The sequence below is a fragment of the Psychrobacter sp. CMS30 genome, assembly GCF_904846565.1.
Taxonomy (GTDB): domain Bacteria; phylum Pseudomonadota; class Gammaproteobacteria; order Pseudomonadales; family Moraxellaceae; genus Psychrobacter; species Psychrobacter maritimus.
In genome coordinates, this window is record NZ_CAJHBF010000024.1 from 20,563 (window position 1) to 37,995 (window position 17,433).

At 45.4% G+C, this 17,433-nt stretch carries 10 protein-coding genes and 1 pseudogene; 10 read left to right on the plus strand and 1 reads right to left on the minus strand.

The window, feature by feature from the left end:
• Positions 1–63: 63 nt before the first annotated feature.
• Positions 64–2,760 carry a penicillin-binding protein 1A gene (locus JMX94_RS11410; protein WP_201565516.1) on the minus strand — a complete coding sequence of 899 codons (2,697 nt, stop codon included), beginning with the start codon at positions 2,758–2,760 and terminating at the stop codon, positions 64–66.
• Between the two features lie 192 nt (positions 2,761–2,952).
• Here JMX94_RS11410 and JMX94_RS11415 point away from each other — a divergent pair, with 192 nt between their 5' ends.
• From JMX94_RS11415 to JMX94_RS11460, 10 genes and pseudogenes are all read left to right on the plus strand, one after another.
• Entirely contained in the window at positions 2,953–4,008 is a 1,056-nt protein-coding gene (locus tag JMX94_RS11415) for a pilus assembly protein PilM (protein WP_201565518.1), read from the plus strand.
• Positions 4,008–4,667, plus strand: a complete 660-nt coding sequence (locus tag JMX94_RS11420; RefSeq protein WP_201565520.1) for a PilN domain-containing protein — start codon at positions 4,008–4,010, stop codon at positions 4,665–4,667. The genes JMX94_RS11415 and JMX94_RS11420 overlap by 1 nt, the downstream gene beginning before the upstream one ends.
• On the plus strand, positions 4,664–5,395 hold the full coding sequence (locus JMX94_RS11425; RefSeq protein ID WP_201565521.1) for a type 4a pilus biogenesis protein PilO: 732 nt from the start codon (positions 4,664–4,666) through the stop codon (positions 5,393–5,395). The genes JMX94_RS11420 and JMX94_RS11425 overlap by 4 nt, the downstream gene beginning before the upstream one ends.
• Positions 5,395–5,928: a pilus assembly protein PilP gene (locus tag JMX94_RS11430; RefSeq protein ID WP_201565523.1), complete on the plus strand. Its 534-nt coding sequence runs from the start codon at positions 5,395–5,397 to the stop codon at positions 5,926–5,928. Before JMX94_RS11425 ends, JMX94_RS11430 begins: the two co-directional genes overlap by 1 nt.
• 27 nt (positions 5,929–5,955) lie before the next feature.
• A complete protein-coding gene (pilQ, locus tag JMX94_RS11435; RefSeq protein WP_201565525.1) occupies positions 5,956–8,328 on the plus strand; it encodes a type IV pilus secretin PilQ in 2,373 nt (790 codons plus the stop codon).
• Positions 8,329–8,492: 164 nt separating this feature from the next.
• Positions 8,493–9,056 (plus strand): shikimate kinase AroK, encoded by a 564-nt coding sequence (gene aroK, locus JMX94_RS11440; RefSeq protein ID WP_201565531.1) that lies wholly within the window; start codon positions 8,493–8,495, stop codon positions 9,054–9,056.
• A 62-nt stretch (positions 9,057–9,118) separates the two neighbouring features.
• A complete protein-coding gene (gene aroB, locus JMX94_RS11445) occupies positions 9,119–10,297 on the plus strand; it encodes a 3-dehydroquinate synthase (protein ID WP_201565532.1) in 1,179 nt (392 codons plus the stop codon).
• Positions 10,298–10,490: 193 nt separating this feature from the next.
• On the plus strand, positions 10,491–11,609 hold the full coding sequence (locus JMX94_RS11450; RefSeq protein ID WP_201565533.1) for a hypothetical protein: 1,119 nt from the start codon (positions 10,491–10,493) through the stop codon (positions 11,607–11,609).
• A 993-nt stretch (positions 11,610–12,602) separates the two neighbouring features.
• Complete coding sequence (gene gltB / locus JMX94_RS11455) at positions 12,603–17,066, plus strand: glutamate synthase large subunit (protein ID WP_201565534.1); 4,464 nt, start codon at positions 12,603–12,605, stop codon at positions 17,064–17,066.
• Between the two features lie 168 nt (positions 17,067–17,234).
• A pseudogene (locus tag JMX94_RS11460) lies at positions 17,235–17,433 on the plus strand (glutamate synthase small subunit); the annotation flags it as partial.

The window sequence follows — 17,433 nt, forward strand, 5'->3', positions numbered from 1 at the left end:
GTCTTGCGCAGCAAACTGAGCAAGACCTTTTTTATGAAACTATTAACCAGAATAGTGGTTTATTTATTCTGGCATCGGCGGCATACGCTCAACTGGCGTTGCTGATAAAGGTTTTTTTTGAGGATTGCTGTCATCAGTACGACTTGGCTTCGGTTTCTCAGGAGCTGGTCGATTTTGAATTTGCTCTTCAACTGGTTCAGGAGCAGGGGGCTTACGTTGCTGGGTGGTGGTCTTAACGGGTTTTGCTGATTTACCCTCATCGGCAGTATCGTCTTCAAGCTCGGCAGCACCTTCATCCATCATTTCTATAATGCTCTGCTTTTGCTTCTTTGATTTGGCACGGTTATTAATAGAGACCCATTGATGAGGGGTGTCTTTTAGTTGGGCTTTCATAAAGTCCATCCAAACCGGCAGCGCTGCTACGCCGCCATACTCGCGGCGACCCAGCGTTGATGGCTGATCAAAGCCCATCCATACAACCGTGGCATTGGTAGGATGAAAACCTGCAAACCAAGCATCTTTCGCTTCATTCGTCGTTCCGGTCTTACCGCCAATATCATCACGTCCTAAGGCTCTTGCTTTCACAGCCGTACCGCGCTGGACAACATCGCGTAAGATATCTGCCATCTCAAAAGCAACTCTAGGTTTTAAAATACGCGGTGCTTGTTCAGCACGTACGTACTGTACCACCGGCGCTTTTAGGCGATCTGAATATGGGCTTGCATCATAAACATCTAAATCAAGCGCTTTATCATCTTTTGCTATCTTGTCGTTACTGTCTGCTTTTAGCTCAGCGTCTTTTTTATCTGTCGCTTTGTCTTTAGCACTAACGTTTTCATCTTTAGCAGCAGCTGCTTTATTCTCTGCTTCTATTTTTGCTTCATAATCCTTGATAAGCTTTTTATTGACAGCGTCAAGCTGCTCATTAAAGCATAAGGCGCAAGCTTGCTGCGGGTTGGCTTGAAACAGCAGCTTATTATCATAGTTATAAATTTGTTCGATAAAATAAGGCTGGATACGATGTCCGCCATTAGCAAAGGTGGCATAAGCCGTGGCCATCTGTAATGGCGTTGCCTGACCGGCGCCCAAAGCTAATGACAAAGTTGTAGGCAGCTTTTCTTTATCAAGGCCAAATTCGTCTAACAAATTGCGCGCATCAGAGATACCAATTGCTTGCAGTAAACGAATAGAGACTAAGTTACGAGATAGATAAAGCCCACGGCGTAAGGTGATATCGCCTAAAAAACGTTGGTCGGAATTCTTAGGTTTCCAGTCACCTACTTGAATAGGGCGATCTGAAACAATACTGTCTGGACGATAGCCTTTTTCTAAAGCAGTGGTATAAACCAGTGGCTTAATCGTTGAGCCTGGTTGACGCCAGCCTTGTAGCGCACGGTTGAATTTACTATGGTTAAAGTCAAATCCCCCTACTAACGCTCGAACGGCACCCGTTTCAGGATTTAGAGAAACCAAGCTACCCTGTACTTCAGGTATTTGTCCCAGTTGCCAATTGCCATTGGTCGTCGGTATCAGGCGCACGATATCATTTTTGCTGACAATCTGACTGGCATTACTCGGAAAGTAGCCGATGCGATCGGCAGAGATATATTTGCGCGCCCAGCTCATACCAGACCAGTTGACCGTTACATTCTCACCAGAGGGCATGGTTGCTTCAAAACTGCGAGCATTGACCTTGGTCACTTTGGCTGGAGACATATTACTATAACGACGGAATTTTTCCAGCGGTTCGCCATTTGCTTCAGCGCCGCGCCAGCCATGACGGTGCTCATAAGCCACCAAACCTGTTAGTATCGCTGATTCTGCCGCTTTTTGTGCTTCGCTATCAACGGTCAAACGCACGCGCCAGCCACCATGCATCACTTGCTCGCCATAGCGGTTGACCAAGGCAGAACGCGTCATCTCTGCCAAATACGGCATATTGACGTCAAGTTTTTCTTGATAAAGATTGATACCAATTGGGGCGTTAATGGCTTCGTCGTGCTGAGCCTTATTAATATAGCCAAGCTCATGCATACGTCCAATAATCCAATTACGGCGGGTGAGGGCGCGACTTGGATTGGCAACCGGGTTATATTTAGATGGAGCTTTTGGCAGACCTGCGAGCATGGCCATTTCGGCAACGGTGAGGTTTTCTAGAGATTTACTATAATATTTTTTCGCAGCGGCGCGAATACCATAAGCGCCTTCGCCTAAATATATTTTATTGACATATAAGGTAAGGATGTCATTTTTGCTCAGCTCGTCTTCGATTTTACGGGCTAAAAACAGCTCTGTCAGTTTGCGGTTTAGGGTGCGCTCTGAGCTTAAGAAATAGTTTTTGGCAACCTGCATGGTAATAGTAGAGCCACCCGTTTGACTCTCATCATCGGTGACCACTTCGGTCACAGCGCGACCAAGACCTTTAATACTAATCCCGCTATGCTGAAAAAATGACGCATCTTCTGCTGCTAAAAAAGCCTGCGTTAAGCCTTTAGGTATTTCTTCAAACGTAACCGGTAGCGATAAACGATTGCCGTACTGACCAATCAGTTTGTCGTCACTACTATATATCTGTAGCGGCATCTCTAGGTTAGCCGTTTTAATCTCTTGAATGCTTGGCAAGGTTGGCGATAAATACATTGCCATACCGTAAAAGCCAATAGGTACGGCAAGTGCTAAGATTAGCGCTAACGCTAAGCAGGCAATGAAAAGCCCCACCAAAAAGTGAATGAGACGAGCGGTAGCATTTTTTTTGGTCATAAGAAGACTTATCAATTAAAGTTTCAATAGATAGGGCATTATACCTTGAACAAAATAAGCAGGTAATAATAAATGTGTAAGTGTTGCTTAATAAGTAATTTAAATGCTTGAATCTATCTGTTAAGTAAAGTATTGTACGGAAATATTACAAATAACTATCAGATTGTACACTTAATATAAGGTATAGAGTTTGTGAGGCTATTTACTTCTAAGAGTCGACATTTGATTGGCGTGGATATTTGCACCACCTCAGTGAAGTTGGTTGACATACAGCGTCAACAGGGAATATTTCACCTAAAATCTTACGGCATAGAAAGGTTGCCGGAAGGCGTAGTCGTCGACAAACTCATTGTAGATACTGAAGCGGTGGGTAATACAATAGCAAGCTTGGCGCGACGTTGCCAAGCTGCGGGTAGCAACGCCGCTACGGCAGTTTCAGGCTCAGCCGTGATTACCAAAATCATCGATATGGATATGGTGCTTAACGACGTTGAGCGTGAAGCGCAAATCCGCTTGGATGCCGATCAATATGTACCTTATCCATTAGAAGATGTTAATTTGGACTTTGAGGTACTGGGTCCGTCTTTGGTTAATGACAATATGGTGCAGGTACTATTGGCCGCCTCACGGTCGGAAAATGTTGACCAAAGAGTGGATGCGCTGACCTTTGGTGGCTTGCAAACCAAAGTGATGGATATCGAATCGCACGCGATTGAACGAGCCTTTGGTTTAATGGCGGATAACTTACCTAATATGCCGGATTTGGTGGCGTTGGTGGATATTGGTCATAATCAAACGACATTATATATTGCCAAAAATGGCGAATTTATCTATAGCCGTGAACAATTATTTGGTGGTGTGCAGCTTACCGAAGCGATACAAAATCGATACGGATTGTCCGCTGAAGAAGCGATGATTAGTAAACGCGAACGTATTTTACCGGACGATTACTATCCCGACGTATTAACACCATTTATAGAAAATACCATTCAACAGATTACTCGTTCTCTACAATTCTACTTCTCTTCTAGTCAATATACCAGTATTGATCATCTGGTGCTTGCAGGTGGCAGTAGTTCTATTGCAGGACTTGCTGGCATGGCACAGCAAAGATTGGGCGTACCTGTGAGTATGGCAAATCCGTTCATCAATATGACCATTGCTCCACATATCGATAATGAGCAATTGGCGCTTGATGCACCCAGCTTAATGGCCGCTTGCGGTCTTGCGTTAAGGAGCTTCGACTAATGGCTCGTATTAACTTATTGCCCTGGCGGCAAGAAGAGCGCGAACGCCGCAATAAAGAATTTATCACTTTGGTGGTGGCCGTTACTTTGCTAGCTCTATTAGCGGCATTCGCTTCATGGAGTTATTTTAACAATGAACTCGATGAGCAATTAGATGCCAATGCACTGATTGAACAAGAAAATGCGCGCCTAGATAAAGCCTTGGTAGAGATTGATAGCTTAGAGCAGCGCCGTGATGACATCGTCTCACGCATGCAGGTTATCCAAGATTTGCAAGGTCGACGTCCGGTTCCTGTACGGTTATGGGATGATCTTGCCAAGGCGATGCCGCCAGCGCTTTATTTAAATAATTTAAAACGCGAAGGTGATGTGCTTACTTTAACCGGTCTTGCTGACAATCCAAATATCGTCTCTAGCTTGATTCGTAACCTTGATAGTAGCAAATGGATGGGTAATTCAGCAGTGAGTAATATTCAGCAAAATATCACTGCTTATGAATCTGCTCCAGCGCTTAATAATACGGTTACTGTTGGTGAACAGCCGCGTCCTATTTATCCTGAAGACAGTTACGTTCAGTTTGTCGTAACGACCAAAGTACAGTCAGAAACGATTGAAGCTACTGATGCGGATGGTAATGCTGTGCTTGGAGGTGAGTTATGAAACTGAGCCGTAAAAAAAGCCTCATTAAAACCAAAAAGACGGCGGTTAGTACTAAAAAGCCGTTTGATTTGAATGAATTCCGCCGCAGCTTTGAGTCGTTGGATGCTGAGAACTATGGCAGTTGGCCGCTCCCTGTCAAAGTCACCGTGATTGGATTTATTATTGCCTTAATCGCTGCGCTGTCATGGGCATTGCCGATTAGCAGTAAAATTGATGAGATTACTGCTGCTGAAAGTCAACAGCAAACCTTACTGGATAGCTACCGTGAAAAAGAATCGCGGGCGCGCCATTTAAAGGCCTATCAAGCGCAAGTCATTCAAATGGAAACGGAGTTCAATACCTTACTTGACCAGCTACCCAAAGATACCCGTGTATCAGAATTGGTCGAAGGTATCAATATGACGGGCGTTGGCAGTAATATCCGTTTCCAAGATATTTCAGTAGAGCCTGAGATTGAAAATGAGTTCTTTATTGAGCAGCCTATTCGTATTGCCGCGTTAGGTGAATACCATCAGTTTGGTAGCTTTATCAGCGGGCTTGCTGCCTTACCGCGTATCATTACGATGCATGATTTTGAAGTCAGTAATCCGCAGCCAACTTTGGATGTTCTACCTGAGCTCAATCTGGTGCTACAAACCAAAACGTATCGCTCAAAAGAAGCGGCTCCTGAAGGTGATGAAGCTGTCGCGCCTGATGCTGCTACCACTGATGCTGCAGGAGGCAACTAATGAATATCCAAAAACTGCCCATGCTGCTTATTTTAAGCGCCACTGTTTTGTCGATAACGGGTTGTACTGACCGTATCGGCATGGCAGAGCAGGCGATGGCTGATATTCGTAACCAGCCAGCGCAGCCGATTGAACCGCCGCCCAAGGCTGAGCTGGTAGAAGATTTTGTCTATAGTGCTAGTGCGCAGCGTAGTCCATTTTTGCCACCAAGCTTAGTGAACGTTCAAGGCCCTGCTACCTCTATCGATGGCGTGCGCCCTGATATCACCCGAGTAAAAGAACCGCTTGAGCAATATGAGCTATCGCAACTCGTCTTTCGCGGTGTCGTTATTTCCCCTGAAGGTCAGCAATATGCCTTAGTGCAGCGCCCCGATGGTTCAGTTGCGAGCGTTAGAGTCGGTAATTATCTTGGATTAAATGACGGCCGTATTGTTGAAATCACGCCGACCCAGATTAACTTGATTGAAATTGTGCCAGACAGCCGCGCTGGGTTTGTAGAAAAACCCCAGTCGCTGGTCTCCCCTATAAGCTAAGTCGGCAGATTTTTTGAGGAATACATAATGACAGTACGCAATAACAAGGTAATGACGATGAACAACCGCGTATCTTCTACGTTTGCCATCTCTGCATTGGCAATGAGTATGGTAGCAGTTAGTAGCAGTGCTCATGCTGAGCAGCGCATCAATAACGTCTCTGTGGTACAGACCGCACCGGCCGTTACCCAAATGCGTTTGGGCTTTGCCGGCAAACCAGTATTACCTGCCGCCTACCAGCTTGATAATCCGAGCCGTTTGGTATTGGATTTTGAAAAGGTACAAAACGGACTTGCCAGTCGTTTTAATGAATATAACGTCGGTATGATCAAGGATGTCACTACCCTAAATAGCGACAATACCACCCGTCTGATTGTTGGACTCAAACAAGCGGGCAATTATACCACCGCTATTGAGGGCAATGATTTGTTGTTAACGATTAGCGACCCTAGTCGTCCAGTGGTTAATCAAGTAGTTACCAATGACCCTGTGCAAGACGTGCTTAATGGCAATGCGGGTATCACTACCACTGCTGTTGTTACACCGATAGTTGAGACCAGTAGCGTAGCAGCTGCGCCTATTCGTACCACAGCTACTAGCTCTACAGTAAACAAAACCCAAGTACCTGCTGATACCATGGTGGTGCGCGTCAATCCGTTGCTAAGCCCACAGCTTGCGGCCTCACAAGTGAGTAAGCAGTATAGTTATGACGGTTTAACGGCGGTTAATTTTACCGCAGGCAATGATGGTGGCGGTAATGTCAGTATTGCGCTTGCCAACGAAGCCATTCCAGTTGACGTCCAGCGTCAAGGTAATAAGTTGGTTGTACGTTTAACCGGCAGTACCGTACCGAGAAATTTATTACGTCGCTTAAACGTGAATAGTGGTCTGGTTGATAGTATTGATACTAAAAACCAAGGTCAAAATGGTGTGATCACCATCAATGTTAAAGAAGATTATGAGTATCAAGCTTATCAATCGGGTAACCAGTTAAATATCAATATCCGCAAGCCTGAGCTACTTCGTGAGCCAACGCTTGAAGAGAAAGTATATAGCGGTGAAGCGCTATCTATGGAATTCCAAGACGTTGAAATCCGTAGTGTGTTAGATATCTTGGCACAGTTTACTGATATGAATATCGTGGCTAGTGATTCGGTCGCGGGTAATATTACCTTGCGCCTGATTAATGTACCTTGGGATCAAGCGCTAGATATTATTCTAAAGAGTAAAAATCTTGGTAAGCGTGAAAATGGCAACGTGATTTTGGTTGCGCCCTCGACTGAGCTTGCTGAACAAGAAGCTCGTGAGCTTGAAGCGCAGCAAGCGGTTGAGTCGTATGCGCCGCTACGCACGGAATACATTCGCTTAAGCTATGCTAAAGCGGCTGATGTCTTGACCCTTATCTCTCAGGGCAGTGGCTCATCTGGTGGCAGCGGTACTGGCAACACAAATTCTACTGATAACAATACCTTGTTGTCTAACCGTGGTACGGTAACGGTTGATGAGCGTACCAATACCTTGATTATCAAAGATGTCGCTGAAAGCATTGAAAATATTCATAAGCTGATTGGTAAAATTGATATTCCAGTCCGTCAAGTAATGATTGAAGCGCGTATTGTTAGCGCTACCGATAGCTTTAGTAAAGAGATCGGCGTGCGTTGGGGTATCTTGTCAAACGGCGCTGCCAATAACCGTAACTTGTTGGTCGGTGGTAGTAATCAGACGCTATGGGATTTAAAAGATTTTGACGTAGAAACAACGACAGTGAATGGTCAAACGGTTTCTTATCCTAAATATGACATCAGCCGCCCTGATAACTTAAACGTTGACTTAGGTGTTGCTAACCCAGCTGGTAGTATCGCTTTTGGGCTACTTAGCATGTCAGATGTGATGCTCGATCTTGAGCTATCAGCCCTACAAGCCGATAACCGCGGTGAAGTGATTTCGACACCAAAGATTTTGACGGCTGATAAACAAACGGCAAAAGTATCTTCTGGTACACAAATTCCTTATCAAGAAGCCTCGGCCAGTGGCGCGACCACGACCAGCTTTAAAGAAGCGGCATTAAGTCTAGAAGCGACGCCAAATATCACGCCTGATGGTAAAATTGGTTTGCAACTTGTTATTACCAATGGCACGCCAACGATTATTAATAATCAGGTAGCGATTGCTGAAGATTCAATCTCGACCAACGTCATTGTTGAAGACGGTCAAACCATTGTTCTAGGCGGCGTCTTTAAAAATCGTAGCAGTAATGGTGTCGATAAAGTACCTTTCTTAGGTGACTTGCCTTATATCGGTCGTGCCTTCCGCCGTGATGTCCGTAATAACTCTAAAGAAGAGTTATTGATATTTGTCACGCCAAAATTGATTAATGATGGCATCAGCCGTTTAAATTAATCAGCGTTTAATGACTTTATAACTAAAAAAAGCAAGCATCAGCGCTTGCTTTTTTTATGGCCAATTTTTGCGTGTGCTTGGATTTTACTCACAATAATCAACGCGCATTACTAGCCAGAATATCAATGACGTTGTATCATACCTAATTTAGCTGAGTGCGTATTATGGTTGAGGAATTACCGTCGGTATTTCTAGTGGGGCCGATGGGAGCGGGCAAGACCACCATTGGCAGGTTACTGGCTAAGCAGTTAGGGCGCTCGTTTGTAGACAGTGATTGGTATATTGAGTCACAAACCGGCGCAGATATTGCTTGGATATTCGCTAAAGAAGGCGAAGCGGGCTTTCGCGAACGGGAGACGCGTGCCATCGATGAGCTGACGCAGCAATCACAAATCGTCTTAGCGACCGGCGGCGGCGCAGTAATGGCGGCCGAAAACCGTGCCTTTCTTAAAGAGCGCGGCATCGTCGTCTATCTCAATGCTCCGGTGGACGTGCAAATGGCGCGTACTGCCAAAGATAAGTCGCGACCATTATTACAACAACCGAATCCTAGAAAAATATTGCAAGATTTATACAGCGCCCGCGACCCCTTATACCGGCAAGTGGCGCATATTATCATGCCGACCGGTCATACCTATCCTCGTCATATGGTCAATCAGTTATTGCAGCAACTAGACGCATTTTGTGCCTCAACTTCTATCAGCTCAGCACATCAAGAAGATGAATAAGAAAAAGTTTAATAAACAACGCCGCTCAATTTAATTCAATCCTCATACTTAAGGAGATTTTCATGGCAACGCCACTGTTTCATGCCAACCTAACAGTACAGACGCAAAGTCATGATTATCCTATCGTCATTACTGAAGATAGTAATGCAGGCAACCCTAAAAACATTGTTAGTAACACTGCTGAAAACGCTGCTAATAACATTGCTGAAAATGGCGCTAAAAAAAGCAGCATGGCAAGCCAAATTGCTCCTTATATTACAGGTCGTCAAGTCCTTATCGTCACCAATGAGACGGTTGCGCCTTTATATTTAAAGGCTTTACAAGAGGAGCTTGAAGCACAGTTTATCGTCAAGGTTTGTGTGCTCCCAGATGGTGAACAATATAAAAACCAGACCAGTATCAATCAGATTTATGATGCGCTGATGGCCGAGCACTTTAACCGTGATGTGACCCTAATCGCGCTTGGTGGTGGGGTGGTCGGCGATATGACAGGCTTTGCCGCCGCAAGTTTTATGCGCGGGGTCAATTTTATTCAAATCCCAACGACTTTGCTATCACAAGTGGATTCAAGCGTTGGCGGCAAGACCGGCATCAACCACCCCCAAGGTAAAAACATGATTGGCGCATTTTGGCAGCCGCAAATGGTGCTTGCTGATATGAGCACGCTGAAAACCTTGCCGGCACGTGAGCTATCAGCAGGATTGGCGGAAGTCATCAAATACGCGCTGATTATGGATGCAGAGTTTTTGACTTGGCTTGAGCACAATCTACCAGCGATGATGGCTTTGGATTTAGCCGTACTTGGCGAAGCGGTGAAGCGCTGCTGCCAGTACAAAGCCGATATCGTCGCACAAGACGAAAGAGAGTCCGGTGTGCGTGCCTTATTAAACTTTGGTCATACCTTTGGTCATGTGATTGAAACCCATGAAGGCTATGGTAATTGGCTACATGGTGAGGCGGTCGCGGCTGGTATGGTGCAAGCGGCTGAGCTGTCGCAAAAGCTTGGTTGGTTAACGAGTGCTGACGTTGCCCGTATTAAGCGCGTATTGGTATTGGCAAATTTACCTATTACGCCACCCGCTATTGACGTACAGACGGCGTTAGGTTTGATGGGTCATGATAAAAAAGTCAAACACGGACAAATTCGCCTTATTTTGTTAAAATCATTAGGTGAGGCGGTATTAACCAATGATTTCGATGCTGGGCTGTTAACAGAAGTATTGTCACAACATCACTCATAAAAGTGGTTAAAGGTTAATAAAGGCGTCAATACTGTTAATAGTAGAGTCAATACTATTAACCATAGCGTTAATAATTTAATTTATGGCCTTATCATTAAGTGACAATTTTTTAACTGCATCTTTATAAGTATTGCGTTATAAATGGCTTTTTATCAGACTATCTTTATAAGTATTTTTCCCCAAGGACATCTCCATGGCAGCATCACGCTCGACGACTCGCACAGCTGGGCAGAAATATCGCCGTCAAGCATTGATTTGGCTGATAGCGACACTGCTATTGGGCGTGTTTACCGCCTTAGTTTGGATGTTTAGTCAAACGCCAGCGATGGGCGCAAAAATCGAGAATGAGCCAATATCAGCGCCACAAGCCTCAACTGATGAGCTTGAGCAGCCGCTAAAGATAGAATCCTTGCATGAGCTTGATACCGATGTGCAGCCGATTAGTTTTGATGCCACCGTCCGTGATTTGCGCAGCTATCCCGATGAGTTTAAAGACAAGCGTTATCTGCTTGCTAATAAAGGCAAGTGGACGGTACAGGTGATGAATGTCGCTGAAAACGATGTCATTGTCAGCTATTTAGAAAGCCGTGAAGATCGCGAGAAGTTTGCTTATTTTCGCTATCTTGATGAAAACAATCAAGTACGTTATATGCTGACTTATGGGCTGATGAGCAGTCCACAAGAAGCGGTCGGCGCGGCTAAGCTAATAGACTTTAAGCTGCCTGCTAATGTGCGTGTGTTGCCAGAAGAGATCAATCGCTACGTCAGTATTATTGATAATTATGAGCGTCCTGATCCCGTCAAGGACTTAAGCACCAAACGCACGCGCGCTGTCAATTTGCGCCCAACCAAACGCGAAGTGCCGGTGCGTCAGAAAACACCAGCTAACGATAGTGGCAATGAGCAAGCAGCAAGCAATGCCAATCGCGGCGCGCAGGAAGGGACGAATAATAACACTGCTGAAAGTATTCGTCAGTCAGTCGATACGTCTGAAACCTTATCTGTCAATGAAGAGCGTACGGTCGGTATCGAAGAGCAGACAACGACTGCACCAACACCAAAAAATACGGATAATAGCCGAAAATCTGAAGCAAATAACAACAATGAACCGAAAAAACCACCCGTGGTTGAAGCGCCTAAACCGCCGAATACGAATGCAAACAGCAATGCGGCTAATAAGAACGCCAATCCCAATGCGGCTAATAAAAATGCCAACGCTAATGCCGGTGCTAATAGCAATGCCTCAAAAAATAACGCCTCAAAGAACAACAATGACAGCATAAAAGAGCTTATTGAAGAAAAAAGCAATTAATTTCAATGAGTGTTTATTAAGAAAGCCTACCAGCTATCCTGTTTGGTAGGTTTTTTTGTGCCTGTGATTTTGGTAAGAAAAATTATATTTGAATGTATGCAATGGTTATTAGGTTTTAATATTAAGGCTCATAGGCATGGAAAACTACCTAAGAGCGCATATATAAACGGCTTAAACGGGGTCTCAGTCGAGAAAGTTAGTAATGGCATCATCATTGATAATATAATTTTTTACAAAATCGAGAACACAAAGACATAGAAAAGACTAGATTTTTTGTCAATCATTAACTAAGATGACTATGGGCGACGTTCTGTATAGTTATCGTAAATCGTGATCTAACATCGCAGCATTTAGTAAGTAGGCTTGCTATAAATACAAGCACTTACGCTTATGTTGTTGTCTCAAGCGCTGCTACTTGCCATCTCTATTAAGCTTATTGCAAGTGGCACAATCTCTCGTTATTACCCTAATTGGGGTCATTAAGGCGCTTGAGTACAGAGCGTCTGATATTCAAATTTGACGGTTTAGGCTAGTGATAGTAGCTACTTTAGCCATCATTTTCTTATCATTTACTTGGCGCATTATCTATCGAAGTGGTTAACGCATATCAGCATTTACCAAGGTTTATGTGACTCACATTGAGCGCCTTAACCGCTGAAAGAAGATCGCAAGCCTGTAAAGACCGATAGTGAATGATGTATAAGGGCTTTAAGGATAAAAGGATAGATAGGGTGATGATCATTTATCTTATCTCCTGAATGCAGTCCTTTTAGTAGCCAACCCTAAAGTAAAGGTTGCAATTACTGTATAGTAATTAAAAGACTAAAGAGAATCGTGGTAAGTATTTTTATCACCTTTAGAATCTTTACTCTATTTGCTCTGCCTGCGTTTTATTAATCCGCTTATGTGAATATATACCCGTTCTGCCTGCGGAGTTTGGTTTGTACATCATCTGAGATGTATATGCTGTCTGCTTACTTAAAAGGACAAGCTATGTCAATGATTTCCTCTTCTACGCATTTGGCGACCCCAGATGACTTCTCTGATAATTGCGGCTTTGGTTTAATTGCTCATATTGAGGGCCAAGCCAGCCATGATTTGGTAAAAACAGCCATTCACAGCTTAAGTTGTATGACCCATCGCGGCGGTGTCGCTGCGGATGGTAAGACAGGTGATGGTTGCGGTTTATTATTGGCGACGCCAAGCGTGTTTTTTAGCAATATTGCGGCTGAGCAAGGGTTTACGCTGACGGCCAATTTTGCAGTAGGTATGGTCTTTGTTAATTTAGACGAGACAAAAGCGCAGTATAGCCGACAGGTGCTCAATGAAGAGCTTAGCGCCCAAGGTTTGGAAGTAGCTGGTTGGCGTGATGTGCCACTTGATTTAAGTATCGTTGGTGAGATTGGTCGTGAGACCTTACCCGGTTTTCAGCAAGTATTTGTCAATGCAGCAGATGAGCTAGCCGCCGATGATTTTAACCGTCAGTTATTTGTCGCGCGTAAAAAAGCGGAACAACGTTTGGTTGATGACGAGCTGTTTTATGTATGCTCATTAAACTGTCAGACGATTATTTATAAAGGTTTGGTCATGCCATCAGACCTGCCAGCTTTCTTTTTAGACCTACAAGATACGCGTTTGGCCTCGCATATTGTGGTCTTCCATCAGCGTTTTTCGACCAATACGTTACCACGTTGGCCACTGGCGCAGCCGTTTCGCTATTTGGCGCATAACGGTGAGCTGAATACCATCACCGGCAACCGTAGCTGGTCTGAAGCCCGTACGCCAAAATTAAAATCTGATAAATTGCCCAATTTAAACGAACTAACGCCACTGGTTAATAGCACCGGCTCAGACTCATCAAGCTTAGACAATATGCTAGAGGTGCTGATGTCGGGCGGTATGAGTCTGTTCCATTCGATGTCGATTCTGGTGCCACCAGCTTGGCAAAACGTCGATAGCATGGATATGGATTTGCGCGCGTTTTATGAGTTTTACTCGCAGCATATGGAGGCGTGGGATGGCCCAGCAGGTTTAGTGATTCAAGATGGTCGCTACGCTGTCTGTATGCTTGACCGTAATGGTCTGCGCCCGTCACGTTGGGTCACGACCAAAAACGGTTATATCACTGTCGCGTCTGAGGTTGGCGTTTGGGATTATGCGCCAAAAGACGTGCTCGCTAAAGGTCGGGTTGGTCCCGGTCAGATGCTGGTTATCGATACCATGACCGGTCAAATCATGGATACTAAGGCGATTGCTACTTTATTAAAAAAAGCCCATCCGTATCGTAAGTGGCTACGTGAAGAAGCGACGCGTATCCGTGATGATGAGCGCCTTGAAGAAGAGTTAGCCGCACAAGCCTGCCGCGGCGAGCCGCTAAAAGCATTGCAAAAAATGTATCACATCACCAATGAAGAGCGCACCGAAATCATCCGTCCTAATGCCGAAAATGGTCAAGAGCCAGTCGGTTCGATGGGTGATGATACGCCTATGGCAGTGCTGTCGCAGCAAATTCGCCATGTCGGCGACTTTTTCCGCCAGCAGTTTGCACAGGTGACCAATCCACCGATTGATCCATTGCGCGAGTCAATCGTGATGTCGCTACAGACTTGCTTAGGTGCTGAGACCAATGTGTTTGCGCCATCAGCACGCGACGCCCATCGTATTATCTTATCGTCGCCAGTTTTATCAGCCAGTAAAATGCAGCAGCTCGAAACTTTGGCTGATCCAGCGTTCCAAATGGCGCGTATCGATTTAAACTACGATGCCAATCTTGAGTTATCAGCCGCCATCAAAGCTATCTGTGAGCAAGTGGCAATTAGCATCCGTGCTGGTCATACTTTGATTGTCTTGTCTGATAAAAACATTACTGCCGATAAAGTACCGGCCAATGCCATTATGGTCACCGGTGCGGTGCATCATTACCTGATAGCACAAGGTATTCGTACCGATGCCAATTTAATCATAGAGACAGGCTTGGCACGCGATTCGCATCAAGTAGCGGTATTGATTGGCTTTGGTGCGACCTGTATTTATCCATATTTAGCTTATGACGTCATTGATGATTTGGTAGCGACTGGTGAGCTGCTTGGCGATCCGATTCAAGCGCGGGTAAATTTCCGTAAAGGCTTGGATAAAGGTTTGCTGAAAATCTTATCAAAAATGGGCATCTCGACCATTGTATCGTATCGGGGCGCACAATTATTTGAAGCGGTCGGACTTTCTGAAGAAGTGGTGAGCTTATGCTTTAAAGGCGTGCAAAGCCGTATTAAAGGCGCTACTTTTGCTGATCTAGCTGCCGACCAAGCGCAATTGGCTGCTAATGCCTTTAAACGTCGTGCGCCCCTCGATCAAGGTGGCTTGCTAAAATTTGTCTTTAATAAAGAATATCATGCCTTTAATCCTGATGTGATTAATAGCCTACATACCGCCGTCCGTACCGGTGATTATGACAATTACCGTCATTATGCCGATTTGGTCAATAGTCGTCCTGTAGCGACCTTGCGTGATTTGTTGCAATTAAAAACCGATAATTCAATTGACGTTAATGAGGTCGAAGATATCTCAGCAATCTTGACGCGCTTTGATTCAGCAGGGATGTCGCTAGGGGCGCTATCACCCGAAGCCCATGAAGCGATTGCCATGGCGATGAATACCATTGGCGGGCGCTCAAACTCTGGTGAGGGCGGCGAAGATCCGGTACGTTATGGCACGCTGCGTAATTCAAAAATTAAGCAAATCGCCTCTGGTCGATTTGGGGTGACGCCGGCCTATCTGCGTTCAGCAGAAGTGATGCAGATTAAGGTTGCTCAAGGCGCAAAACCCGGTGAAGGTGGTCAGCTGCCGGGTGGTAAGGTCAATGCGCTAATTGCACGTCTGCGTTATTCGGTACCTGGGGTGACGCTCATATCACCGCCGCCGCACCATGATATTTATTCGATTGAAGATTTGGCGCAGCTGATTTTTGATTTAAAACAAGTCAATCCAGATGCTTTAGTTTCGGTCAAATTGGTCTCGCGTCCCGGTGTTGGTACGATTGCAACGGGCGTGGCAAAAGCCTACGCCGATTTGATTACCATCTCAGGCTATGATGGTGGCACCGCAGCGTCGCCACTGTCGTCTATCCATCATGCTGGCTCGCCGTGGGAGCTAGGGCTTGCTGAAACTCATCAGTCGCTACGTGTTAATGGCTTGCGTGATAAAGTCCGTATCCAAACCGATGGTGGTCTAAAAACCGGTCTTGATGTGGTCAAAGCCGCTATTTTAGGTGCTGAAAGCTTTGGCTTTGGTACCACGCCGATGATTGCGGTTGGTTGTAAATATTTGCGTATCTGCCATCTTAATAACTGTCCGACCGGCGTTGCCACCCAAAAAGCCCAGCTCCGTGATGAGCATTTCATTGGCGAAGCTGAGATGCTGATTAATTTCTTTAAATTTGTGGCGACTGAAACGCGTGAATGGCTTGCCGCTCTTGGCGTACGTAGTATGGAAGAGCTAGTCGGGCGTACCGATTTGCTTGAAGTGCTAGAAGGCAATACTGATAAGCAGCGTCATTTGGATTTAACGCCGTTATTATTTAGTCATCCAGCCAGTAGCGGCAAAGCGCAAACCTGTCAGGTTGCGCGTAATGAGCCATTTGATAAAGGCTTGCTTGCTGAGCAGATGATTAGCGATATGCTGCTCAATATTCGTCAAGGGAACGGCGGCGATTATAGCTATGCTATCGGCAACTGTGATCGCTCTATCGGCGCGCGCATCTCAGGTGAGATTGCACAGGTATGGGGCAATATTGGCATGAGTGATATGCCCATTAAGCTGCATCTAAACGGCACTGCAGGGCAAAGTTTGGGTGTTTGGAATGCGGGCGGCTTGCATATTGAGCTTGAAGGCGATGCCAATGACTATGTCGGTAAAGGCATGGCGGGCGGTGAGATTGTCATTTATCCACCGAAAGACTCAAGCTTTCATGCGCAAGAAACTGCTATCATCGGTAATACCTGTTTGTATGGTGCCACGGGCGGTAAGCTATATGCGGCTGGCACTGCAGGCGAGCGTTTTGGCGTACGTAACTCTGGCGCGCATGCGGTCATCGAAGGCACAGGCGATCATTGCTGCGAGTATATGACCGGCGGTATCATTACCATCCTTGGTCGTACGGGTCTGAATTTTGGCGCGGGTATGACGGGCGGATTTGCGTATGTGCTCGATATGGATGGCGACTTCTTTGATCGCTGTAATCATGAGCTGATTGATTTAAATCGTATCTCAAGCGAGCAAATGGAAGGTCATCGTATTTACTTGCAACACGTCATTGAAACCCATGTCGATAAAACCGGTAGTGCGTGGGGGCAAACCATCTTAGCGGACTTTGAGCATTATGCGCGTAAGTTCTATTTGGTGAAGCCCAAAGCGGCAAACGTTGCGACCTTGCTTAAGACCACGACGGCTGATCCACAATAAACGGGATGAGTCAGCAAGAGGTTTACGAGCAGTTTTAACTCATAGCTTTAATGCACAATTTTAAGCAGGTAAATGACAGCCGGTATCCGTAAATTTGCCTCATTGAGGCTGCAGATATTGGCTGTCGTTAGCCACTATAAAATACCTCTATATAAAAGAGACAATACCATGGCAAAACGCTTAGAAAATAGTTTTCAGTTTTTAGATGTACCACGCCTTGAGCCTACCAAAAAAGACATCGCTACCCGTTCAACCGAGTTCGTCGAAATTTATCATCCATTTGAAAGTGAATCAGTAGCGCAGCAATCGCATCGCTGCCTTGAATGCGGTAACCCTTACTGTGAGTGGAAATGTCCGGTACATAATT